The 20,761-nt window shown below is 73.0% G+C and carries 22 protein-coding genes, 1 rRNA gene and 1 riboswitch; of the genes, 12 read left to right on the plus strand and 11 right to left on the minus strand.

From position 1 onward, the window contains the following. The 4 genes from rrf to pnuC form a co-directional block, all read left to right on the plus strand. Positions 1-73: ribosomal RNA gene (gene rrf, locus AC3RKB_RS13850) — 5S ribosomal RNA — on the plus strand; the annotation flags it as partial. 83 nt (positions 74-156) lie between these two features. Continuing rightward, a complete protein-coding gene (locus AC3RKB_RS13855; RefSeq protein ID WP_491436847.1) occupies positions 157-2,055 on the plus strand; it encodes a thioredoxin domain-containing protein in 1,899 nt (632 codons plus the stop codon). Continuing rightward, positions 2,052-2,468 carry a DUF3054 domain-containing protein gene (locus AC3RKB_RS13860; RefSeq protein ID WP_491436848.1) on the plus strand — a complete coding sequence of 139 codons (417 nt, stop codon included), beginning with the start codon at positions 2,052-2,054 and terminating at the stop codon, positions 2,466-2,468. The genes AC3RKB_RS13855 and AC3RKB_RS13860 overlap by 4 nt, the downstream gene beginning before the upstream one ends. After that, positions 2,465-3,139: a nicotinamide riboside transporter PnuC gene (gene pnuC, locus AC3RKB_RS13865; protein ID WP_491436849.1), complete on the plus strand. Its 675-nt coding sequence runs from the start codon at positions 2,465-2,467 to the stop codon at positions 3,137-3,139. The genes AC3RKB_RS13860 and pnuC overlap by 4 nt, the downstream gene beginning before the upstream one ends. A 31-nt stretch (positions 3,140-3,170) precedes the next feature. Here the strand turns inward: pnuC and AC3RKB_RS13870 are convergent, their stop codons facing one another. After that, positions 3,171-3,503, minus strand: a complete 333-nt coding sequence (locus AC3RKB_RS13870; protein WP_491436850.1) for a hypothetical protein — start codon at positions 3,501-3,503, stop codon at positions 3,171-3,173. 136 nt (positions 3,504-3,639) lie between these two features. Between AC3RKB_RS13870 and AC3RKB_RS13875 the strand changes: the two genes are divergently transcribed. The 4 genes from AC3RKB_RS13875 to AC3RKB_RS13890 all read left to right on the plus strand — a co-directional run bounded on the left by AC3RKB_RS13875 (position 3,640) and on the right by AC3RKB_RS13890 (position 8,273). Next, positions 3,640-5,226, plus strand: a complete 1,587-nt coding sequence (locus AC3RKB_RS13875; RefSeq protein WP_491436851.1) for a DUF7059 domain-containing protein — start codon at positions 3,640-3,642, stop codon at positions 5,224-5,226. A 139-nt stretch (positions 5,227-5,365) separates the two neighbouring features. Continuing rightward, positions 5,366-6,301 carry a DnaJ domain-containing protein gene (locus tag AC3RKB_RS13880; RefSeq protein WP_491436852.1) on the plus strand — a complete coding sequence of 312 codons (936 nt, stop codon included), beginning with the start codon at positions 5,366-5,368 and terminating at the stop codon, positions 6,299-6,301. Between the two features lie 116 nt (positions 6,302-6,417). After that, positions 6,418-7,701 carry a M18 family aminopeptidase gene (locus AC3RKB_RS13885; RefSeq protein WP_491436853.1) on the plus strand — a complete coding sequence of 428 codons (1,284 nt, stop codon included), beginning with the start codon at positions 6,418-6,420 and terminating at the stop codon, positions 7,699-7,701. Between the two features lie 77 nt (positions 7,702-7,778). Beyond that, positions 7,779-8,273, plus strand: a complete 495-nt coding sequence (locus tag AC3RKB_RS13890; protein WP_491436854.1) for a rhodanese-like domain-containing protein — start codon at positions 7,779-7,781, stop codon at positions 8,271-8,273. A 69-nt stretch (positions 8,274-8,342) separates the two neighbouring features. On the opposite strand, the gene AC3RKB_RS13895 is transcribed toward AC3RKB_RS13890, so the two are convergent. Further along, positions 8,343-8,534: a hypothetical protein gene (locus tag AC3RKB_RS13895; protein WP_491436855.1), complete on the minus strand. Its 192-nt coding sequence runs from the start codon at positions 8,532-8,534 to the stop codon at positions 8,343-8,345. A gap of 105 nt (positions 8,535-8,639) precedes the next feature. Beyond that, on the minus strand, positions 8,640-10,016 hold the full coding sequence (locus AC3RKB_RS13900; RefSeq protein WP_491436856.1) for an L-serine ammonia-lyase: 1,377 nt from the start codon (positions 10,014-10,016) through the stop codon (positions 8,640-8,642). A 277-nt stretch (positions 10,017-10,293) separates the two neighbouring features. Here AC3RKB_RS13900 and AC3RKB_RS13905 point away from each other — a divergent pair, with 277 nt between their 5' ends. Next, positions 10,294-11,394 carry a ThuA domain-containing protein gene (locus AC3RKB_RS13905; protein WP_491436857.1) on the plus strand — a complete coding sequence of 367 codons (1,101 nt, stop codon included), beginning with the start codon at positions 10,294-10,296 and terminating at the stop codon, positions 11,392-11,394. 86 nt (positions 11,395-11,480) lie between these two features. Here AC3RKB_RS13905 and AC3RKB_RS13910 read toward each other — a convergent pair whose 3' ends face one another. The 4 genes from AC3RKB_RS13910 to AC3RKB_RS13925 all read right to left on the minus strand — a co-directional run bounded on the left by AC3RKB_RS13910 (position 11,481) and on the right by AC3RKB_RS13925 (position 14,690). Continuing rightward, on the minus strand, positions 11,481-12,278 hold the full coding sequence (locus AC3RKB_RS13910) for an ABC transporter permease (RefSeq protein ID WP_491436858.1): 798 nt from the start codon (positions 12,276-12,278) through the stop codon (positions 11,481-11,483). Then, complete coding sequence (locus tag AC3RKB_RS13915) at positions 12,278-13,117, minus strand: ABC transporter ATP-binding protein (RefSeq protein WP_491436859.1); 840 nt, start codon at positions 13,115-13,117, stop codon at positions 12,278-12,280. The genes AC3RKB_RS13910 and AC3RKB_RS13915 overlap by 1 nt, the downstream gene beginning before the upstream one ends. Positions 13,118-13,269: 152 nt before the next feature. After that, positions 13,270-14,136 carry a DUF4097 family beta strand repeat-containing protein gene (locus AC3RKB_RS13920; RefSeq protein ID WP_491436860.1) on the minus strand — a complete coding sequence of 289 codons (867 nt, stop codon included), beginning with the start codon at positions 14,134-14,136 and terminating at the stop codon, positions 13,270-13,272. A 26-nt stretch (positions 14,137-14,162) separates the two neighbouring features. Continuing rightward, positions 14,163-14,690 carry a histidine kinase gene (locus AC3RKB_RS13925; protein WP_491436861.1) on the minus strand — a complete coding sequence of 176 codons (528 nt, stop codon included), beginning with the start codon at positions 14,688-14,690 and terminating at the stop codon, positions 14,163-14,165. A 138-nt stretch (positions 14,691-14,828) separates the two neighbouring features. Here AC3RKB_RS13925 and AC3RKB_RS13930 point away from each other — a divergent pair, with 138 nt between their 5' ends. After that, complete coding sequence (locus tag AC3RKB_RS13930) at positions 14,829-15,422, plus strand: GNAT family N-acetyltransferase (RefSeq protein WP_491436862.1); 594 nt, start codon at positions 14,829-14,831, stop codon at positions 15,420-15,422. A gap of 3 nt (positions 15,423-15,425) precedes the next feature. Here AC3RKB_RS13930 and AC3RKB_RS13935 read toward each other — a convergent pair whose 3' ends face one another. From AC3RKB_RS13935 to AC3RKB_RS13950, 4 genes are all read right to left on the minus strand, one after another. After that, a complete protein-coding gene (locus AC3RKB_RS13935) occupies positions 15,426-16,148 on the minus strand; it encodes a hypothetical protein (protein WP_491436863.1) in 723 nt (240 codons plus the stop codon). Between the two features lie 22 nt (positions 16,149-16,170). Further along, the gene (locus AC3RKB_RS13940) at positions 16,171-16,800 is read right to left on the minus strand and encodes a CoA-binding protein (RefSeq protein WP_491436864.1); all 630 of its coding nucleotides are present in this window, start codon (positions 16,798-16,800) and stop codon (positions 16,171-16,173) included. Continuing rightward, the gene (locus AC3RKB_RS13945) at positions 16,797-18,122 is read right to left on the minus strand and encodes an O-acetylhomoserine aminocarboxypropyltransferase/cysteine synthase family protein (RefSeq protein WP_491436865.1); all 1,326 of its coding nucleotides are present in this window, start codon (positions 18,120-18,122) and stop codon (positions 16,797-16,799) included. The genes AC3RKB_RS13940 and AC3RKB_RS13945 overlap by 4 nt, the downstream gene beginning before the upstream one ends. Positions 18,123-18,200: 78 nt before the next feature. Beyond that, the gene (locus AC3RKB_RS13950) at positions 18,201-18,761 is read right to left on the minus strand and encodes a cysteine hydrolase family protein (RefSeq protein WP_491436866.1); all 561 of its coding nucleotides are present in this window, start codon (positions 18,759-18,761) and stop codon (positions 18,201-18,203) included. Positions 18,762-18,952: 191 nt separating this feature from the next. On the opposite strand from AC3RKB_RS13950, the gene AC3RKB_RS13955 reads away from it, so the two are divergent. Continuing rightward, a complete protein-coding gene (locus AC3RKB_RS13955) occupies positions 18,953-19,264 on the plus strand; it encodes an antibiotic biosynthesis monooxygenase family protein (RefSeq protein WP_491436867.1) in 312 nt (103 codons plus the stop codon). Continuing rightward, the gene (locus tag AC3RKB_RS13960) at positions 19,261-20,436 is read left to right on the plus strand and encodes an FAD-dependent oxidoreductase (protein WP_491436868.1); all 1,176 of its coding nucleotides are present in this window, start codon (positions 19,261-19,263) and stop codon (positions 20,434-20,436) included. The genes AC3RKB_RS13955 and AC3RKB_RS13960 overlap by 4 nt, the downstream gene beginning before the upstream one ends. A 250-nt stretch (positions 20,437-20,686) precedes the next feature. Next, a riboswitch (guanidine-III (ykkC-III) riboswitch) is annotated at positions 20,687-20,753 on the plus strand. Positions 20,754-20,761 lie beyond the last annotated feature (8 nt).

Consider the following 20,761-nt stretch of genomic DNA (forward strand, 5'->3'; position numbering starts at 1 on the left):
CCCGGAAGCTAAGACTCGCAGCGCCGATGGTACTGCAGGGGCGACCCTGTGGGAGAGTAGGACACCGCCGGACATTCTTCACAGAAGAGCCGCCCAGAGTTGGGCGGCTCTTCTGCATTTAAGCCGCGATCCCGCGCTCGCGCCTAGTCTGGAGCGATGGGCAATCGACTCGCCGCAGCGCTGAGTCCGTACCTCCGCGCGCACGCCGACAACCCCGTGGACTGGTACCCGTGGGGCGAGGAGGCGTTCGCCGAGGCACGGCGCCGCGACGTTCCCGTGCTCGTCTCCATCGGGTACGCCACCTGCCACTGGTGCCACGTCATGGCCCGCGAGAGCTTCAGCGACCCCGAGATCGCCGCGTACCTCGCCGATCGCTTCGTCGCCGTCAAGGTCGACCGCGAGGAGCACCCCGCCGTCGACGCGAGCTACCTGGCCGCGGCCTCCGCCTTCACGCGCGAGCTCGGCTGGCCGCTCACCGTGTTCGCCAGGCCCGACGGGCGGGCGTTCTACGCCGGCACCTACTTCCCGCCCCGACCGGTGCACGGCGTGCCCGCGTTCCGCGAGGTCCTCGTCGCGGTCGACGAGGCGTGGCGGGAACGACGCGGCGACCTCGACCGGACGGCGGAGGCCGTCGGCGAAGCCCTGACCGCGGCATCCGTTGCCCGCACGGCCGGCGACCTGCCCGGGTCGGCGGAACTCGAGAAGGCCGTGCAGCGGCTGGCCGCCGACGAGGACCGGGTGCACGGCGGCTTCGGCGGCGCGCCCAAGTTCCCCGTCGCCCCCGTGCTCGGCTTCCTGGCGCAGGCCGGCCCCGACGGGCGCGCCCTCGCAGGGCGGACGCTCGCCGCCATGGGCGAGTCGCCGCTCCGCGACGCGGTCGAGGGCGGCTTCTTCCGCTACGCGACGCGCGCCGACTGGAGCGAACCCCACTACGAGCGCATGCTCACCGACAACGCGCTGCTGCTCTCGGTCGCCGCCGAGCTCACGACCGGCGAGGCGCCGACCCGACCCGCGGAGCCGATCGCGCGTGGACTCATCGCGTTCCTCGACGAACGCATGCGACTGCCCGGCGGCGGATTCGCCAGCGCGCAGGACTCGGAGAGCCTCATCGACGGCGAACGCAGCGAAGGGGGGTACTACCGGCGGACGGCTGCCGACCGGGCGTCGCTCGTTCCGCCGGCCCTCGACGAGAAGGTGCTCCTCGGATGGAACGGCCTCGCGATCGGCGCGCTCGCGCACGCAGGCTACGTGCTCGGTGACGATCGGGCCGTCGACTCCGCCAGGCGTGCGGCCGACCTGCTGCTCGCGACGCACGTACGGGAGGACGGAGTACTGATCCGTGCGTCGCTCGGCGGGGTCGCGTCGACGGCTCGCGCGACGCTCGAGGACACGGGCATGTTCGCCGGCGGGCTCCTGCGGCTCGCGGCGGCGACGGGCGAGGCCCGCTATGCCGTGGCCGCGCGCGACCTCATCGACGCGGCGGCCGACGCGGCGCCGGGGGGCGCCTCGGCCGACGCGGCGCCCTTCCGGGCCCCGGGCGGTGCGGACCCGGTGCTCGAGGCGCGCGGACTCGCGCTTCCCGACGATCCGGCCGAGGGCGCGACGCCATCCGGTACCACCGCGTGCGCGGACGCCGCGTGGCGGCTGTACGCGCTCGGGGCCGGCGAGCACTACCTCGAACTCGCCGAGCGGGCGATGCGCGCGGTCGCCGGGATCGCCGTCGAACGGCCCATCGCGTTCGGCGGGTCGCTCGAGCTCATGGCGCGGCTCGCCGCGCCGCTCGTGCAGCTCGTCACGGTCGTGCCCGACCGGCCCGGCGACGGTGCGCCCGGCCCCGACGAGGATGAGCTCGTGCGCGCGAGCCGCCGCCACGCGGCATCCGTGTCGACCGTCGTGACCGAGCGGCAGGCCGGAGCCTTCGCCGACGCCGGCTTCGAGCTCTTCGCGGGCCGGTCCGCGCGGAGCGGACACGCCGCCGCCTACCGCTGTCGCGCCTTCGTGTGCGCGTTGCCGGTCGGCACCGCCGCCGAGCTCCGCCATACGATGGACGCATGAGCGCACCCCCGCCCCGGATCGTCGGAACCTCGGTCGTGGTGGGCGCCGTGATCCTCGACGCGCTCCTCGTCGTCGCGTTCGCCATCGCGGGGCGCAGCAGCCACGCCGAGGCGCTCGACGTCGCCGGCGTGTGGGGCACGGCGTGGCCGTTCCTCGTCGGTGCGGCGACGGGCTGGGTCGCCTCGTTCGCCTGGCGGCGCCCGGCCGCCGTCTGGCCGACCGGCGTCGCCGTGTGGGCCGGTGCGCTCGTCGTCGGCATGGTGCTCCGGGTGGTGACCGGTCAGGGCACGGCGCCCGCGTTCGTGGTCGTCGCGGCGATCACGCTCGCGCTGTTCCTGATCGGCTGGCGCGCGATCGCCGCGATCGTCGTCGCGCTGCGCGCGCGCCGCCGCACCCCGGCGGGAGCGCGATGAATCCGATCGAGTGGCTGTTCGACGCGCAGCTCGTGATCGGCGACCAGGTCATCCTGTGGCGCGAGATCGTGGGCAACGCGTTCGGGCTCGCGTCGGCGGTCGGCGGCATGCGCCGCAAGGTGTGGGCGTGGCCGGTGGGCATCATCGGCAACGTGCTCCTGTTCACGGTCTTCCTCGGCGCCGTGTTCCAGACACCGAACCCGGTGAACCTGCTCGGACAGGCGGGCCGGCAACTGATGTTCATCGCGGTGTCGATCTACGGGTGGGTGCAGTGGTCGCGCAACCGTCGGCTCGGCCGGGAGCATGCGGCCGTCACGCCGCACTGGGCGAGCGGGCGCGAGCGCGCGCTGCTCGTCGTGGTGCTCGTCGGCGGCACGCTCGTCCTGACGCCGATCTTCCGCGCCCTCGGCTCGTTCGAGCCGGTGTGGGCCGACGCGTGGATCTTCGTCGGCTCGTTGCTCGCGACCTGGGGCATGGCGCGCGGCTGGACCGAGTTCTGGCTGATCTGGGTCGCGGTCGACATCGTCGGCGTCCCCCTGCTCGTCAGCGCCGGCTATTACGCGTCGGCGCTGCTCTACCTGTTCTACGGGGCGTTCACGATCGTCGGGTTCATCACGTGGGTGCGGGTGCAGCGACGAGCGGATGCCGCGCCCGCGCCGGTCACAGGCTGAATCCTCCCGACCAGGCCGATGGGGCGGTCGGTCACCAGGTGGTCGGCACCCGGTCGAGCATGCTCCACACGGCGGAGCTCAGCTCGGGGTGGTCGAGCGCGATCTCGCGGAGCACCTCGAACTCGAACCGGGCGACCTCGCCGCGCCGTGCGGCCGGGTGGTACGCGCGCGCTCGCGCGGGGCTCCACCGCTCGGAGTGGAGGCGCTCCTCGCGGAGCGTCGCGACGACCTGCTCGTCGACGGACGGAAGCTCGGGCAGGAACGCCCAGGGGTCCTCGCCGAGGCGGCACCGCAGCTCGATGAGCGCAGCGAGCTCGTCGCGTGCGTCCTGCCGCAGGCGTTCCAGGGTCGACGACTCCGCCATCTGCGACCTCCCCTCGCTCGTCCGATGGTAACCGACGCTACGCGGCGCGTGTGTCGACCGGGTTACGCCGGACGTCCCGGGATGGACGCGAGATGACATCGGGGTGACGAACGCACGACGCTGGTTGAATGGTGGGGTGGATCCCGTGATCGATGAGGCGAAGGTCGACGCCCTCGCGGCCGATCTGGCGTCCGCACGCTTCTCGGTCGCCGCGATCGACGCCGCCTGGGAGCGCGGTGCCGCCGCGGAGTCGACGCACCCGGGCGCCGCGCTCCGGCGCGGCCACCGCGTGCCGGCGCTGCGCGCGCTCGACCGGGCCGACGTGGCCGACCGGCCGCTCGCGACGCTGGTGCGCTGCTTCGTGCTCGGCGTGCCCGTGCCATCCGCCGACCTCGCGGCCGCGTTGCCGGCGCTGGGCCTCGACGGTGTCGTCGCGCTCGGACTCGTGGAACTCGATGGGAACGACGGCGACAGGGCCCGACCGCGTGCCGACCTCCGGCCGTACGCGTTCGCCGACGCGGTCGGCGAGGGGGAGTGGTGGATCGCCTCCGACCTCGGCGAGCTCGCCACGGGCGGGGCGCTGCCCGAGGAGCACGTGCTCGGGGTCGGCGGCGCGTCCACGACGTTGAGCGGGCTGCTGCTCCAGCGGCACGCCCGCACGACGTTCGACCTCGGCACCGGCTGCGGCATCCAGGCCATGCACGCCGCCCGGTTCAGCGACCGGGTCGTCGCCACCGACATCTCCGAACGGGCGCTGCGGTACGCGCGGCTCAACGCACGACTCAACGGGCTCGACCGGATCGAGTTCCGATCCGGCAGCCTGTACGACCCCATCGCGGGCGCGCGCGTCGACCGGATCGTGTCGAACCCGCCGTTCGTGATCACGCCCCGACGCGATGGCGTGCCCGCCTACGAGTACCGCGACGGCGGCCTCGTCGGCGACGGCATCGTCGAGGCCGTGGTCCGCGGCGCCGCAGCGCACCTCGCGCCCGGCGGCATCGCCCAGCTGCTCGGCAACTGGGAGTATCGGCGCGCGGCCGAGCCCGGCGAGCTCGACGACGGGCTCGAACGCGTGACCGGCTGGGCCGCGGCATCCGGTCTCGAGTACTGGATCGTCGAACGCGAGCGGCAGGATCCGAGCGAGTACGCCGAGACGTGGATCCGCGACGGCGGCACGCGGCCCGGGACCGCCGAGTTCGAGGCGCTCCACCGCGCCTGGCTCGACGACTTCGCCGAGCGCGGCGTCGAGTCGGTCGGCTTCGGCTACGTGCTGCTGCGCCGGCCCGCCGAGGGCGACGAGCCCCGGATGGCCCGTGCCGAACGCCTGCACGGGCCGCTCGGCGAGACGCCCGGCGGGCTCGGATCGCACCTCGCCGAGTGCCTCGCAGGCTCCGACCGGCTCGCGGCGCTCGACGACGCCGCGCTGCGCGACCTCCGCGTCGCGGTGGCCCCGGATGTCACCGAGGAACGCCACCACTGGCCGGGCGCCGAGCAGCCCACCGTCATCCTCCTCCGGCAGGGCGGCGGGTTCGGCCGGGTCGTCGACGCGGGCACCGCCCTCGCCGCGCTCGTCGGCGCCGCCGACGGCGAGCTGCCGCTCGGGGTGCTCTCCGACGCGATCGCACAACTGCTCGAGGCCGACCCGGCCGAGCTCTGGGACGAGCTCTCCGCGGCCGTGCGCGAGCTCGTCGCGGGCGGGATGCTGCGACCCGCCGACGACTGAGCGGCGGCTCGCCGCGACATCCGCTCGCCGCCGCTGACCGCAGACGCGACCGCAGCGCCGACCGCGCGGGTCGGGCGCGCGTTCGGGGCGACCTCGCGGCGCGCGGCGGTATCCTCGTGCTCGCACCGAAAGCGAGCCCATGCCCGACAGCCCCCTCTCCGAGTCGCCCTACGAGGTGCTCGGCGTGCCCTCCGACGCGGATGCCGCGGCTCTCCGCCTCGCGTACCGGCGCGCGCTGCGCCACGCCCACCCCGACACCGGCGGGGACGCGATCAGGTTCCACGCCGTCCAGGCGGCCTGGGAGCTCGTCGGCACCCCGGAGGCGCGGGCCGCGTTCGACCGCGGCATCCGCACCGTCGCGCCGTCGGACGCACCGCACGAACCGTGGGCGCCCGCCGCTCCGCGGCCCCGGCGCGACTCCCGGCCGCTCGCACGCTCCTATGGCCACCCGGGCGGCCTGTCGCGCGAGCGGTACCTCGCGCTCATCCGCGAGTGGGCGGGTCGCGGCGTCACGCTGGCGGACCCGTACGACGCCGCGCTCGTGCGGAGCGCGCCGCGCGACATCCGCCATGTGCTCGCCGACGCGCTCGCCGAGGAGCACACGGCCCGGGCGCTCGCGACCCTCGGCATCGCGTACACCGTCTGGCACGACCTCGCGACGGATGCGGCGGGGCCCGGCCTGCCGCCCAAGCTCGACCACCTCGTGCTCGGCCCCACGGGGCTGATCGCGATCCAGTCCGAGGACTGGGGCGGCCCGGTCGCGCTCAAGCGCGGCGAGCTCATCGGCGAGGCGCTCGCCGGCGAACGGCCGATCCGGGCGCTCGCGGCGCGCGCGAAGGAGATCGGGCGCGCGGCGCGCGTGAAGCCGACGGCGCTCGTGGTCGTGGTGCCCGACGAGGACGCGGCCGTGCCCCTCGAGGTCGGCGGCACGGTGCGCGGCGCCGTGATCGCGCTCGTGCGCCGCTCGCGGCTGGCGAGCGCCGTGCGCGAGGGCATCCCCGGATCGCCGCAGCTCGGCGGGGCCGAGGTCATGGAGGTGCGCTCGCGTCTGCAGGCGACCGTGCGCTTCGCCTGAGTCGGCGGGTCGGCGGGTCGGCGGGCCCGTGGGCCGACGGGCAGCCGGGCGAGCGCCGAGCCAGTGCGGCCGAGCCGGCGGCGGGCGAGCCTCCGCCGATGCGCGAGGATGGTGGGATGGGCATCCCTGACGTCGACGCGTACATCGAGGACTTCACCGCGTTCGTGACGGCATCGCCGTCGTCGTACCACGCCGCCGAGGAGGTCGCGCGACGCCTCGAGGCGGCAGGGTTCGACCGCCTCGACGAGGGCGACGCCTGGCCGACCGGCCCCGGCCGTCGCGTGGTCGTGCGCGACGGCGCCGTGATCGCGTGGGTGGAGCCCGAGGGTGCCGGGCCCGTGACCCCGTTCCGGATCCTCGGCGCGCACACCGACTCGCCCTCCTTCAAGCTCAAGCCCAACCCGTCGAGCGCCGCGGCGGGACTCTCGCAGGCGAACGTCGAGGTCTACGGCGGTCCGCTGCTCAACTCGTGGCTCGACCGCGAGCTGCGGCTCGCGGGCCGCCTCGTCACGACGGATGGCGCGACGCACCTCGTCGCCACCGGGCCGCTGCTGCGCATCCCGCAGCTCGCGGTCCACCTCGACCGCGGCGTGAACACCGACGGGCTCACGCTCGACAAGCAGCGCCACGTGCAGCCCATCTGGGGCGTCGAGGGCGGCCCCGAGCCGGCCGACGTGGTCGCCCACCTCGCCGGGCTCGCGAGCGTCGACCCCGACGAGGTCGCCGGGTACGACGTGCACGTCGCCGACGCTGCGGCGCCGGCGCGCTTCGGCCGCGGCGACGTGTTCCTCGCGTCGGGCCGCATGGACAACCTGACCTCGGTGCACGCGGGCCTCACCGCGCTGCTCGCGGCGACCGCCGACGCGGAGCACGTCAGCGTGCTCGCTGCGTTCGACCACGAGGAACTCGGATCCGAGTCGCGCTCGGGCGCGAGCGGGCCGTTCCTCGACGACGTGCTCACGCGCATCGGCGCGGGCCTCGGCGCCGGCGTCGAGGAACGCCGCCGTGCGTTCGCGGCCTCGTGGCACGTCTCGAGCGACGCGGGCCACGCCGTGCACCCCAACTATCCCGAGCGGCACGACCCCGTGAACCGGCCGGTGCTCGGCGGCGGCCCGCTGCTGAAGCTCAACGCCAACCAGCGGTATGCGACGGATGCCGCGGGCTCGGCGCGCTGGGCGGCGGCCTGCCGCGCGGCCGGCGTGCCGACCCAGCCGTTCGTGTCGAACAACGCGATCCCGTGCGGTTCGACGATCGGCCCGCTCACGGCGACCCGGCTCGGCATCCGCACGGTCGACGTCGGGCCGCCCCTGCTGTCGATGCACTCGGCGCGCGAGCTCGCGCACGTCGACGACCTCCGCGCGCTCGGTGCGGCGGTCGCGGCGTTCTTCTCTGGCGCCTGACGGTTCGGCAGGATCTCGCGCATCGGCGTCGGGATCCGCACCGCGGCGTGCCGCGCGCGGATGCGAACATCGAGGGCATGACCACGACGATCCCCGCACCCGCCGCTAACTCGACGCTCTTCGACCATGTCGCCGCGCCCGAGGATGCCGTGCGCCACTTCCGCGCCCGGCTCGGCTTCGAGACCGATGTCTCCGACGTCGCGACGGCGCTCGCCTCGCCCGAACCGGGCTTCGTGCTCGTCGACACCCGCAGCGAGGCTGCGTGGGCGACCGGTCGGATCCCGGGCGCCGTGCACCTGCCCGGACGGCGGATCGCCGAGGAGGCCGCGCGGCGGATCGCACCGGGCACGCCCGTCGTCGTCTACTGCTGGGGCCCGGGCTGCAACGGCGCGACACGCGCGGCGCTCGCGTTCGCGACCCTCGGCCACCCCGTCAAGGAGATGCTCGGCGGGTTCGAGTACTGGGCGCGGGAGGGGTTCGAGGTCGAGCGCGACTCGGGCCGCGAACGGCATCCGGTCGACACGCTCACGAACGTCGCGAGCGACGCGGCGCCGATCGAGTGCGCCTGCTGACGACGCGAGCGCGAGCGGGAGGATCGGGGGACAGCGCGCCCGCGCGGACGCGGGCGCCGCGACATCCGCTCAGCGCAGCGGGCCCCGCCGCGACTCGAGCCAGAGCGTGTGGTCGCGCAGGCCGTTGCGCACCGCGGCCTTGATGATCAGGTAGCCGATCCACAGGCTGAGCGCGATGACGGCGAGGTAGATGAGCGAGCCGATGATGAGTACGGCGGCGCTCATGCCGCCCAGAACGTTGGGGTCGATGTTCGGGTCCACCCGGCTACCTTGCCAGAGACGTGCCATCCGGCAGTAGGGACCAAATCGGGGGACACGGCCGGCTCGCACTCGCCGGGGCGGTCGATGCTCGGCCCGGCCCCGGGTTCAGCACTCGATGACGTTGACCGCGAGGCCGCCCTCGCTCGTCTCCTTGTACTTGGTCATCATGTCGAGGCCGGTCTGGCGCATGGTCTCGATGACCGTGTCGAGCGAGACGACGTGCGTGCCGTCGCCGTGGAGCGCGAGTCGCGCGGCCGAGACTGCGGTCGACGCGGCGATCGCGTTGCGCTCGATGCACGGCACCTGCACGAGTCCCGCGACGGGATCGCAGGTGAGGCCGAGGTGGTGCTCCATGGCGATCTCGGCGGCGTTCTCGATCTGGCGCGGCGTGCCGCCGAGCACGGCGCACAGGGCGCCCGCGGCCATCGCGCACGCCGAGCCGACCTCGGCCTGGCAGCCGCCCTCGGCCCCAGAGATCGACGCGTTCTTCTTCACGAGGCTCGCGATCGCGGCCGCCGTGAGCAGGTAGCGGCGGATGCCCTCCTGGTCGGCGCCGGGCACGAACCGCAGGTAGTAGTGGCCGACGGCGGGGATGATGCCGGCGGCGCCATTCGTCGGCGCCGTGACGACGCGGCCGCCCGACGCGTTCTCCTCGTTGACCGCGAGCGCGAACGCGTGCAGCCACTCTGTCGAGGTGTCGCGCACGTGTTCGTCGCGGTCGTACTCCTCGAGCCGGCGGCGCACCTCGGGCGCGCGTCGCTTGACCTTGAGGATGCCGGGCAGCGTGCCCTCGGTGTGCAGGCCGTGCTCGACGCACTCGGCCATCGCGGCCCAGATCGCGTCGAGGCCGGTGACGATGCCCGCCTCGCCGTGCACGGCGATCTCGTTGCGCCACGCGACGTCGCAGAAGTTGACCTCGTGCTCGTCGCACAGTGCGAGCAGCTCTGCGGCGTTCGAGTAGGGCAGCGGATGGCGCAGGGCCTCGGCCTGCTCGGGTGCGTCGCCCTCGCGGCGGATGAAGCCGCCGCCGACGGAGTAGTACGTCTCCTCCGCGATCGGCAGCGCGTCGTCGTCGCCCCACGCCTGCAGCGTCATCGCGTTGGGGTGGCCGGGGAGCCGCGTGCGCGGTTCGAGGGAGATGTCGGACTGGGTCATCGTCACGGCGTGGCGGCCGGCGAGACGCACGTCGGCGCCGACCGTGCCCAGCCGCGTCCAGGCGCCGCGGACGTCGTCGGGGTCGCAGTCGTTCGGCGTCAGGCCGGCGAGCCCCGCGACGACGGCGTCGGGCGTGCCGTGGCCGAGCCCGGTCGCGCCGAGCGAGCCGTAGAGGGAGCAGGTGACGCGACGGACGGCGTCGAGTCGCCCGTCGTCGGCCAGGCCCTCGACGAAGGCCCGGGCCGCCCGCATCGGCCCCACCGTGTGGGAGCTCGAGGGCCCGATCCCGATCGAGAACAGATCGAGGGCTGAGACGAACGCTGTCACGAACCAAGGGTACGTCGCAGCACGCGCACGGATCCGCCGGTGCGTCGAAGAATCGTGCGTTCGACGCTCGTGCGGTCGCGGAAATACTGCGCGTTTGGACTTACGACGCGTGAACGGCATAAGACGACGAATCACGCATAGGTAATGACGGCCAGACATTGACATCCCCCAGAAGGGGGCAATAGCCTCGGAGCTGCAGATATGTCGCAGCGTGCAACATATTGACGCCTGTTGCCGGCGGCATCGGAACGGTTCGGCTCGAAGAGGAGAAACGACCATGAAGCACCACGTCCGACGCGCGATCACCGGCCTCTGCGCCGCGGGGGTCACGCTCAGCCTGGGGATCGCCGCGTTCCCCGCCCACGCCGCCGACGAGTACGAGGTGCTCGTCGTCGGCGAGACGCTCGGATTCCGGCACTCGCACATCGACGACACCACGAACGCGATCATCGCGCTCGGCGAGGAGCACGGCTTCAGCGTCGACGTCTGGGATCCGCCGCAGGGCAACTCCCCGGGGCAGCCGGCCCTCACCCTGTCGAGCTCGCCGTTCACCAGCGCCGCCGACCTGTCGAAGTACGCCACCATCATCTTCGCCTCGCCGGTCGACGCGACGAACAACCTCGACCCCAACCGCCCGCGCCTGCTGAACGACACCGAGCTCGCGGCGTTCCAGGGCTACATCCGCGGCGGGGGCGGCTACGTGGGCCTCCACGCCGCGACCGACTCGATGCACACCGTGCCCTGGTACAGCGAGCTCACGGGCGGCAGCGCGCGCTTCCGCAACCACCCCGCGCAGCAGACCGCGACCATGCGCGTCGAGAGCCCGGGGCATCCGTCGACGACGATGCTGCCCACCGAATGGGTGCGGTTCGACGAGTGGTACAACTTCACGACCAACCCGCGTGAGGACGTGCACGTGCTCATCACGCTCGACGAGTCGACCTACAACCCCGGCAACGGGCGCATGGGCGAGGACCACCCGATCGCGTGGTGCCACAACTTCGAGGGCGGCCGCTCGTGGTACGAGGGCGCCGGGCACGTGGATGCCGCGTGGTCCGACCCGCTCTTCCTCGAGCACATCCTCGGGGGCATCGAGTGGACGGCGGGCGTCGTCTCGGGCGGCGGCGACTGCGTGACCTTCAACGAGGTCGACGGCATCGTCGGCGGCCTCGAGGACGGCTCCAACCGCGTCGACCAGCTCGGCGGCGATGTCACGGCCTACCTCGATGCAGCGGAGCTCGCCGCGGACGCGGGCGACCACGCCGGCGCGATCGCGGTGCTCGTCCAGGCGAAGGGCAAGGCGCACGGCCTGCAGGACGATGAGCTGGTCGCGAAGATCGACGACCTCATCGAGTGGCAGGAGGCGCTCGTCTCCTGACGCGACGACGCCGACGCAGACGGGGCGGGCCGCACGATTCCTCGTGCGACCCGCCCCGTCGCTCGTCGGCGAGCCGGGTCATCCGGTCACGAGATCTTGCGGCGGTAGGCCAGCATCGCGAGCCCGTACGCGACCACGAGGATGCCCACCAGCCAGGCGAGGGCGACCCAGATGTCGGAGCCGACCGGCTGGCCGGTGAACAGGGCGCGGATGGCGTCGACGATCGCGGTGACCGGCTGGTACTCCGCGAAGACGCGGACCGGACCGGGCATGCTCTCGGTCGGCACGAACGCCGAGCTGATGAACGGCAGGAAGATGAGCGGGTACGAGAACGCGCTCGCGCCGTCGACCGACTTCGCGGTGAGGCCCGGGATCACGGCGAGCCAGGTCAGCGCCAACGTGAACAGCACCATGATCCCGGCGACGGCGAGCCAGGCGAGCAGGTCGGCGCCGGTCCGGAAGCCCATGAGGAAGGCGACGCCCACGACGATCGCGAGCGACACGACGTTCGCGACGAGCGAGGTCAGCACGTGCGCCCACAGCACGCTCGACCGGGCGATCGGCATGGACTGGAACCGCTGGAAGATCCCGCCCTGCAGGTCCAGGAACAGCCGGTACGCCGTGTACGACACCCCCGACGCGACCGTGATGAGCAGGATGCCGGGCAGCAGGTAGTCGACGTACGGGGTGTCGGAGCCGGTGTCGATCGCGCCGCCGAACACGAACACGAACAGCAGCATGAAGGCGATCGGCATGATCGCGGTCGTGATGATCGTGTCGAGGCTGCGCGTGATGTGCCGGAGGGACCGGCCGGTGAGCACGGCGGTGTCGCCGAAGAAGTGCGTGGTCGTCGGCAGCGTGGCGGTGGCGGTGGCGGTGGTCATCATCGTTCCTTTCGAGTCGTGGCGGTCGTGGCGGCCGTCGCCGCGGCCGCGTCGGCGTCGGCGTCGGTCTCGTCGTCGCCTACGAGGGTGAGGAAGATCTCCTCGAGGGTGGGCTGCTTCTCGACGTACTCGACCGTCGCCGGCGGCAGCAGCCGCTGCAGCTCGTCGAGGGTCCCGTTCACGAGGATCCGCCCGCGGTGCAGGATCGCGATCCGGTCGGCGAGGTGCTCGGCCTCCTCGAGGTACTGCGTCGTGAGGAGCACCGTGGTGCCGTTCGCGGCCAGCTGCGTGACGGACTGCCAGACCTCGATGCGCGCCTGCGGGTCGAGCCCCGTCGTCGGCTCGTCGAGGAAGATGACCGGCGGGTCGCCGATCAGGCTCATCGCGATGTCGAGACGGCGGCGCATGCCGCCCGAGTACTCGGCCACCTTGCGGCTTCCCGCGTCGGTCAGCGCGAAGCGTGCGAGCAGGTCGTCGGCGATCCGGCCGGGAGCCGGGAGGTGCCGCAGCCGGGCGACGAGCACGAGGTTCTCGCGTCCGGTGAGGACCTCGTCGACCGCGGCGAACTGCCCGGTGAGGCTGATCGACGCGCGGACCTCCGCTCCCTGTTCGGCGACGTCGAAGCCGTTCACGGCGGCCGAGCCGGCGTCGGCGCGGAGCAGCGTGGACAGGATGTTCACGACGGTGGTCTTGCCTGCCCCATTGGAGCCGAGGAGGGCGAAGATGCTGCCGCGCGCGACGTCGAAGTCGACGCCGCGCAGCACCGGCACGTTCTTCGTGTAGGACTTCTCCAAGCCCTGCACGCGGATGGCAGGTGCCTGGGTCTGCTCGGTGGTCATCTGTATCTCCGTTCCTGTTCTGGAGTGCGGCGCACCGCGTGCGTCGCGATGGTGCGGGTGTTCGTGGTGTTTCCGGGCGCACTCGACCACCCCGACGTCGGACGCGGTGCGTCCGGCGGGTCGTGCGGTGGAGCGCGTGGGTGGCCGGCGGGCTAGCGGGCCGGGGTCGAGCTCGGTCGGCGGATCAGGATGTCGCCCCAGCTCGTGCGCGCGTGGAGCTCGACCGTGTTCTCGTCGGCGCCGGGCGCGTCGGACGGCTGGAGCAGGTTGCGGACCGCGCCGTGCTGGCTCGAGACGTCGAGCCAGGCGGCCGTGCCCTCGGCGATGCCCACCTCGACGCCGCCGTAGCCGGCCTCGAGCTGCACGCGGCCGCCGTCGATGCGCTCGACGAGGAGGTTGCCGTAGCTGCTCTTCGCCGTGACGGAGCCGCGGGCGTTCGCGACCGTGACGTCGCCGTGGGCGCCCTGCACGACCAGCGTGCCGGTGACCTCGCCGATCGTCGTGGAGCCGTTCGGGTTCTTGATCAGCGCCTCGCCCGAGAGCTCGCGGATGCGGACGCTGCCGGCGGTCGAGGTGAGCTCGACGGTGCCGCTCGCCCGGTCGATGATGATCGCGCCCGATGAGGTGCGAGCGGTGACGCGGGCGGCCTCGTCGACCCGGATGTCGCCGGCACCGCTGCGATACGCGACGGCACCGAGCACGCCCTCGGCCAGGAGGCGACCGGCTCCGGTGGCGCCGCGCACCTCGGAGCCCTCGGGCAGCTCGATCGTGACGTCGACCTGCCCGGCGCCGCCGAACGGGGTGTAGTGGAGCCAGCCCTTCGTCGTGCGCACGGTGAGCACGTCGCCGACGAGCTCGACCCTGGCCTCGGCCGCGGTCTTCACGTCGCCGGACTTCTCCGGGTTCGCGGGCCGGACCTCGACGACGGTGTCGGCGCGGTCGGAGGCGACGACGTGGAGGTCGCCCCATCCCAGGTCGACGTCGACGACGACGGGATTCGGGGTCTGGAAGGTGGTCATGTCGACTCCTCGATGATGATCGGTGTTCAGCGGACCCAGCCGGTGACGCGGTTCGCGTCGCCGTCGGCCGAGCGGGTCTCGTTTGGGCGCCGCGACGGGGCGGGCTCCACGGCGGCGGCGATCGCGCGCACGAGCCAGGTGTTCACGGAGACGCCGTCGCGGGCGGCCGCCTGCTCGACCTGGGCCTTCAGCTGATCGGGGAGGCGGAGCGTGGTGCGGCTGGTCGCGGCGTCGTCGGCGACGTACGCCACGGCGGCGGGCTCGGGCTCGGGGGTCGCGGCGCTGCGCGACGCGGGCTCGAAGGTCGCGGCCGTGGGTGCGCTCACGACGAACTCGGGGTCGCGCCCGCGGAGGCGCACGTCGACCGAGCCCGGGGCGAGCTCGGAGGTGATCTCGTTCGCCGCGTCGGAGAGCGCCTCGAGCAGCACGAGGCGGGCGGCGGAGTCGAGCGGCGCCGTGAGGCGCTGTGCGAGGTCGCGCGCATCCGCACCGCCGGCTTCGGCCGCCACGGCGAGGTGGCGGTGGAGGTCGTCGACGTATCTCGTGAGGTCCATGACACCAGTGTGACACCACAGTGGTGTCATGTCAACGCCACGGATGCGCGAATGGTGTCACATATGGTGTCAGGTTGACATCAGCGCGATCCCGAGCACTCGGCTGTTCCCGAGGCGGCGGCCCGTAGGCTGGATCGGATGTCTCCGCTCGACCCGACCACGACGATTCCCGTTGCCCCTCCCGCGCCGACCCCGACACGCGGCGAGATCGAGGTGCGCCTCGTGCGCGACGACGAGCATGCCGCCGTCGGCTCGCTCGCCCGGCAGGCCTACGCCGGTGACTTCCTACTGAGCGCCGAGTACCTCGCCGAGATCGAGGCCATCCCCGAGCGTGCCCGTGAGCACGAGGTGTGGGTGGCGGCCGATGTCGCGACCGGCGCGCTGCTCGGAACGGTCTCGACCCCGCGTCGCGGTCGACGCATGTCGGCCGTCGCGCGCGACGACGACGAACTCGACTTCCGGTTCCTCGGCGTCTCGGCCGGGGCACGCGGCCGCGGCGTGGGCGAGGTGCTCGTGCGGCACGTCCTGGCGCTCGCGGCGAGCCGCGGCATCCGGCGGGTCGTGCTCAACACGGGACCCGAGATGCGGTCGGCGCAGCGGCTCTACGAGCGGCTCGGGTTCGCGCGCCTGCCGGAGCGCGAGTACCTCGTCGAGCTCCCGAGCGGCAGGAGCTTCCTGCTCATGGCGTACGGGCGCGACGTGGACCCGGCCTCCGGCTCGTCGGCGGCCTGAGCCTCAGCCGTCTGCGGACGCCGCACCGGTGTCGGCGTCGGCGTCGCCACCGGCGGGGCCGACGGCGCGCTCGATCGCCATCGCGATCGACAGGCCCGCGACCCAGGCGCCTCCGGCAAGCAGTCCGAGACCGCCGAGGCCCTGCACGGTGACGATCGCGAGTGCACCGGCCAGCGCCAGCGACGACCACCGCGCGAGCCGAGGGGCGACGATCCCGTGGAGCCCGGAGACGGCCACGACGACCATCAGGCAGAGGAAGAGCACTCCGCTGAGCTGGCCCTGCCACCAGCCCCACACGAAGTACGACATCAACGCGTCGTCGAGGTCACGGGTGAGGGCCACCTCGCCGAGGGCTAGCGCGAGGCCCCACTCGACGGCCAGCAAGGTCGCGATCATCGCGCCCACGACGACGACGAAGACCGACGACGCCGGTCGGGCTCCGCTCCGCGGCCCCAGACGCGTCGACAGCTGGATCGAGAACACCACGAGCAGGACGACGGCGGCCATCGCCACGTAGCTCGCCAGGCGGACCGACGTGCCGTCGGTGAGCACCAGCGACGACGACAGCGATGACGAGGTCAGCGGCGAGGGCGGCTGGGCGGTGGTCCGTCCGGGATCGAGCACGGCGCGAGCGAGGAGCAGCCCGACGATCGCACCGAGCCCGGCCAGCGCTCCAGCCGTGCCCGAGACCCGGGCGAACCGCGCAGCGGTCGTCGTTCCAGCCATGGGCCGCGGCTTCGCCGGAAGCTCACCGCCCGCCGCGACGGCTCGTGATCTGGCCGGTGTCGAAGCCGAGCAGGTGCAGCCCGCCGTGGAAGCGGGCGTGCTCGACCTTGATGCAGCGGTCCATGACCACCGTGAGGCCCTGCTCCTCGCCGTAGTACGCGGCCTCCTCGTTCCAGATGCCGAGCTGCACCCAGATCGTCTTCGCGCCCGCGGCGACGACCTCGTCGACGACCTTCGGGATGTCGCTGCCGCGGCGGAACACCACGACCACGTCGGGCACCTCGGGCAGGTCCTTCAGGCTCGCGTAGGCGGGCTGGCCGAGGATCTCGGTCTCCATCGGGTTCACGAAGTAGAGCCGGTAGTCGCTCGACTGCTGCAGGTACGTGCCGACGAAGAAGCTCGAGCGCTGTGGCTTCGGCGAGGCGCCGACGATCGCGACCGACTTCGCGGCGTTCAGGATGCGCAGCCGCTGCTTCGCGTCGGGCCCGATCCAGGTGCGCTGCGACTTCAGGAGCTTCGCGAGCGGCGAGTCGGCCGGCAGGTCGCACGAGAGGCCGTTGACGAGACGGACGGTCTCGACGTCGCCCGCCGCAGCATCCGTCGTCCCGGCCTCGGGAGCCGACGCGGAGGTCGTGTCGATCGTCGTGCTCATCGGTCTGCTCCGATCGTCGCGCCGGCCAGCGTCAGGCCCTGCGTCGCCGCAGCGAGCGCCTGGTCGAGGTCGGCGATGATGTCCTCCACATCCTCGATGCCGACCGAGAGGCGCACCACCCCCGGCAGCACGCCCGCGTCGACGAGCTGCTGGTCGGTGAGCTGCGCGTGCGTGGTCGACGCGGGATGGATGATCAGGGTCTTGGCGTCGCCGATGTTGGCGAGGTGGCTGGCCAGGTTCACCGACTCGATGAGCTTCTGGCCGACCGCGCGGCCGCCCTTCACCTCGAAGCTGAACACCGAGCCTGGGCCCTTCGGCAGGTACTTCGCGGCGCGCTCGAAGTGGGCGTGATCGGGCAGGCCCGCCCAGAACACGCGCTCGACGCGCGGGTCGTCGGCGAGCCACTCGGCCACGACGCGCGCGTTGTCGACGTGGGCCTGGATGCGGTAGGGCAGCGTCTCGACGCCCTGCGCGAGCAGGAACGCGCTGTGCGGTGCGAGGGCGGGCCCGATGTCGCGCAGCTGCTCGGCCCGCAGGCGCGTGAGGAACGCGTACTCGCCGAAGTTGCCCGACCACTCGAGGCCGCCGTAGCTCGGCACGGGCTGGCCGAACAGCGGGAACTTCTCGGAGTGCCAGTGGAACCGGCCCGACTCGACGACGACACCGCCCAGGGTGGTGCCGTGGCCACCGAGGAACTTCGTCGCCGAGTGCGTGACGATGTCGGCGCCCCACTCGATCGGGCGGTTGAGGTACGGCGTCGCGATCGTCGAGTCGACGATGAGCGGGATGCCGTGCGCGTGCGCCACGTCGGCGAGGCCCTCGAGGTCGGCGATCTCGCCCGACGGGTTCGCGATCGTCTCGACGAAGATCGCCTTCGTGCGCTCGGTGATCGCCGGTGCGTAGTCGGCCGGGTCGGAGGAGCGGACGAACGTCGTCTCGACGCCGAAGCGGCGGAGCGTGACATCCAGCTGGGTGATCGAACCGCCGTACAGGTTCGCCGACGCGACGATGTGGTCGCCCGTGCCGACGAGGCTCGCGAAGGTGATGTACTGCGCCGCGAGGCCGCTCGCCGTCGCGACCGCGCCGAGGCCGCCCTCGAGGCTCGCGACGCGCTCCTCGAACGACGCGACCGTCGGGTTCGCCAGGCGCGAGTAGATGTTGCCGTACTTCTGCAGCGCGAAGCGCGCGGCCGCGTCGGCGGTGTCGTCGAAGACGAACGCGCTCGACTGGTAGATCGGCAGCGCGCGGGCCCCCGTCTCGGCGTCGGGGATGTTGCCCGCGTGGATGGCGCGGGTCTTGAAGCCGTATTCGCGGTCTGCCATGGGCTCACGCTACCCGCACCGGTCGCGCCATCCGCCCGTCGCCGTAACGAAGGGCAACGGATGGCGCGGCGCCGGCGCCTACGCTCCGAGCACGTCGTCGGTCGCGACGACGCGGGCGAACCCGCCGCCGTCGAGGTTCACGGCGGTCGCGCGGGCGAGCTCGGCGGCCGTGAGGCGCAGGCCACCGGGGCCCTCCATGTCGAACGTGTGCGTCGCGTCGATCGGCAGCGTCACCTCGTAGCCGAGGTTGCCGGCCATGCGGGCGGTCGTCTCGACGCACTGGTTCGTCTGGATGCCGCAGACGACGAGCTGGCGGACGCCCCGCTCGCCGAGCCACGCGTGCAGGTCGGGCTCGCCGTAGAACGCCGAGTTGACGTGCTTGGTGACGAACAGGTCGTGCGGGGCGCCGGCGACGACGGGCTTCAGTGCGTTGCCGGGGGCGTCCGGTGCGAGCGGAGAGCCGGGCTCGCGCGAGTCGTGCCGGACGAGCACGATCGGCCGCGAGGCATCCGCCCATGCCTGCATCAGTCGCCCGATGTTCGCCTCGGCGTCGGGGTTGTTGCGCTCGCCCCAGCGCGGGTCGTCGAAGCCCTGCTGCACGTCGATCACGATGAGGGCGGCGGTGTCGTCGAAGTCCATGCGTCCATGGTGACGCGCGCCGGTCGGCCGCGCCCCGGCATGGCCTGCCGTTCCTCCACGAGAGCCTGCCAAGGTCGTTTGCAGCTCGAGCGTTTCCGTTCGACGCGAGTGCGGCCGTTGGACGGGGCGCGCTCGCGACGAACGGAAACAGTCGGGCGTGCGGGGTGCAGGCGGCGGGTAGCGTGGGGCGGGTGATCCTGGAGCACGCCGTCCTGCCCGTCGTCGCCGGCCGCGAGGCCGAGTTCGAGGCCGTGTTCGCGGAGGCGAAGGCGATCATCGCCTCGATGCCCGGCTTCGTCGACCTCACGCTCTCGCGCTCGGTCGAGACGCCGAACGAGTACCTGCTGCTCGTGCACTGGGAGCGGCTCGAGGACCACGACCCCGGTTTCCGCGGCTCCGCCGAGTACCAGCGGTGGCGCGAGCTGCTGCACGGGTTCTACGAGCCGTTCCCGGTGGTCGAGCACTTCCGCGAGGTCGTCGCAGTGACGGGAGGCGCGCGATGAGCGAGGTGACCGAGGTCGAGACCGTCGTCGTCGGCGGCGGCGCCATGGGCGCGGCGACCGCGTGGCAGCTCGCTCGCCGCGGCCGCGAGGTGGCATTGCTCGAACGGTACGTGCCCGGTCACCGCAACGGCGCCTCGCACGGCGCGTCGCGCAACTTCAACGTCGGCTACGCCGACCCCGCGTACGTGCGCATGCTCGTCGAGGCGTTGCCGCTGTGGCGCGAGCTCGAGGCCGAGTCCGGCGCGTCGCTGCTCGAGCTCGTCGGGGTCGCCAACCACGGTCCGGCGCCGCAGTTCGACGCCGTGCACGCGGCGCTGACCGCCGTCGGCATCCCGGCCGAGTTCCTGCCCGTCGAGGAGGCCGCGCGGCGCTGGCCCGGCATCCGCTTCGACACGCGCGTGCTGTTCAACGAGCAGGCCGGGCGGGTCAACGCGGATGCCACGATCGCGGCACTGCACGCGACGGCCGCGGCGTCCGGAGCCGACGTGCGGCACCGCACCCGGGCCACGCGCATCGAGGTGCTCGGCGACGCGCGCGTGCGCGTGGCATCCGTCACCGATGCCGGCGCCGAGGAGGTGTTCGAGGCGCGCAGCGCCGTGGTCACGCTCGGCGCGTGGACCACGAAGCTCGTCGGCGGCCTCGCGCTGCCGCGGCTCGTGGTCACGCAGGAGCAGCCCGCGCACTTCGCGGTGCGCGAGGAGTCCGTCGCATGGCCGAGCTACAACCACTTCCCGGGCGCCGCGGCCGACGGCTACGACTACTGGCGCTCGCCCGTGTACGGCATGCTCACGCCGGGCGAGGGCGTGAAGGCCGGATGGCACGGCGTCGGCCCCGTCGTCGACCCCGACGCGCGCGACTTCCTGCCCGTCGCCGACCAGTTGGCCGACCTGCAGCGCTACTCGCGCGACTGGCTGCCGGGTGTCGACGCCGACGCGGTGACGCCGATCAGCTGCACGTACACGACCACGCCCGACGAGCACTTCGTGCTCGACCGCCTCGGGCCGATCGTGGTCGGCGCAGGATTCTCGGGGCACGGCTTCAAGTTCACGCCCGTGGTCGGCCGGATCCTCGCCGACCTCGCCGACGGCACGGCGCCCGCGCCCGAGCTGTTCCGCGCCGACCGCGCGATCGCGCCGACGCCCGGCTCGCCGACCGGCCTCGCCGGCCGCTGACGCCCTCGCCGCTGCCACCGACCGCTGACGCGGACGTCGCCGGGGCTCGCCGCGCTCCCCGTTGCTTCACCTCCACTCGGTTTACAGGAGAAGCAACGATCTGCAGGGGGGATCAGCGGGCGGATTCCGTCCTGTAGACAGAAGATTCTCCTGTGAACCGTGGGAGGGGTGGGCGCTCGGTGCGCGGCGGCGGGCGGGCGCGGCGGGCCGCCTGCACAGGGGGTGATCAGGCCGGGTTGCTAGCGTGGGAGCAGGTCGCCGGAGGGCGGCCCCGGACGAGGGAATCCAGTACCCGGAACGCGACAAGACTGGCCGAAGGAGTGCC

The organism is Agromyces capsici (assembly GCF_058349965.1).

Coding starts and splice junctions, on each gene's coding strand:
- AC3RKB_RS13855 (WP_491436847.1), top strand. CDS start 157: ATGGGCAATCGACTCGCCGCAGCGCTGAGTCCGTACCTCCGCGCGCAC.
- AC3RKB_RS13860 (WP_491436848.1), top strand. CDS start 2,052: ATGAGCGCACCCCCGCCCCGGATCGTCGGAACCTCGGTCGTGGTGGGC.
- pnuC (WP_491436849.1), top strand. CDS start 2,465: ATGAATCCGATCGAGTGGCTGTTCGACGCGCAGCTCGTGATCGGCGAC.
- AC3RKB_RS13870 (WP_491436850.1), bottom strand. CDS start 3,503: ATGGCGGAGTCGTCGACCCTGGAACGCCTGCGGCAGGACGCACGCGAC.
- AC3RKB_RS13880 (WP_491436852.1), top strand. CDS start 5,366: ATGCCCGACAGCCCCCTCTCCGAGTCGCCCTACGAGGTGCTCGGCGTG.
- AC3RKB_RS13885 (WP_491436853.1), top strand. CDS start 6,418: ATGGGCATCCCTGACGTCGACGCGTACATCGAGGACTTCACCGCGTTC.
- AC3RKB_RS13890 (WP_491436854.1), top strand. CDS start 7,779: ATGACCACGACGATCCCCGCACCCGCCGCTAACTCGACGCTCTTCGAC.
- AC3RKB_RS13905 (WP_491436857.1), top strand. CDS start 10,294: ATGAAGCACCACGTCCGACGCGCGATCACCGGCCTCTGCGCCGCGGGG.
- AC3RKB_RS13910 (WP_491436858.1), bottom strand. CDS start 12,278: ATGACCACCGCCACCGCCACCGCCACGCTGCCGACGACCACGCACTTC.
- AC3RKB_RS13915 (WP_491436859.1), bottom strand. CDS start 13,117: ATGACCACCGAGCAGACCCAGGCACCTGCCATCCGCGTGCAGGGCTTG.
- AC3RKB_RS13920 (WP_491436860.1), bottom strand. CDS start 14,136: ATGACCACCTTCCAGACCCCGAATCCCGTCGTCGTCGACGTCGACCTG.
- AC3RKB_RS13925 (WP_491436861.1), bottom strand. CDS start 14,690: ATGGACCTCACGAGATACGTCGACGACCTCCACCGCCACCTCGCCGTG.
- AC3RKB_RS13930 (WP_491436862.1), top strand. CDS start 14,829: ATGTCTCCGCTCGACCCGACCACGACGATTCCCGTTGCCCCTCCCGCG.
- AC3RKB_RS13935 (WP_491436863.1), bottom strand. CDS start 16,148: ATGGCTGGAACGACGACCGCTGCGCGGTTCGCCCGGGTCTCGGGCACG.
- AC3RKB_RS13940 (WP_491436864.1), bottom strand. CDS start 16,800: ATGAGCACGACGATCGACACGACCTCCGCGTCGGCTCCCGAGGCCGGG.
- AC3RKB_RS13945 (WP_491436865.1), bottom strand. CDS start 18,122: ATGGCAGACCGCGAATACGGCTTCAAGACCCGCGCCATCCACGCGGGC.
- AC3RKB_RS13950 (WP_491436866.1), bottom strand. CDS start 18,761: ATGGACTTCGACGACACCGCCGCCCTCATCGTGATCGACGTGCAGCAG.
- AC3RKB_RS13960 (WP_491436868.1), top strand. CDS start 19,261: ATGAGCGAGGTGACCGAGGTCGAGACCGTCGTCGTCGGCGGCGGCGCC.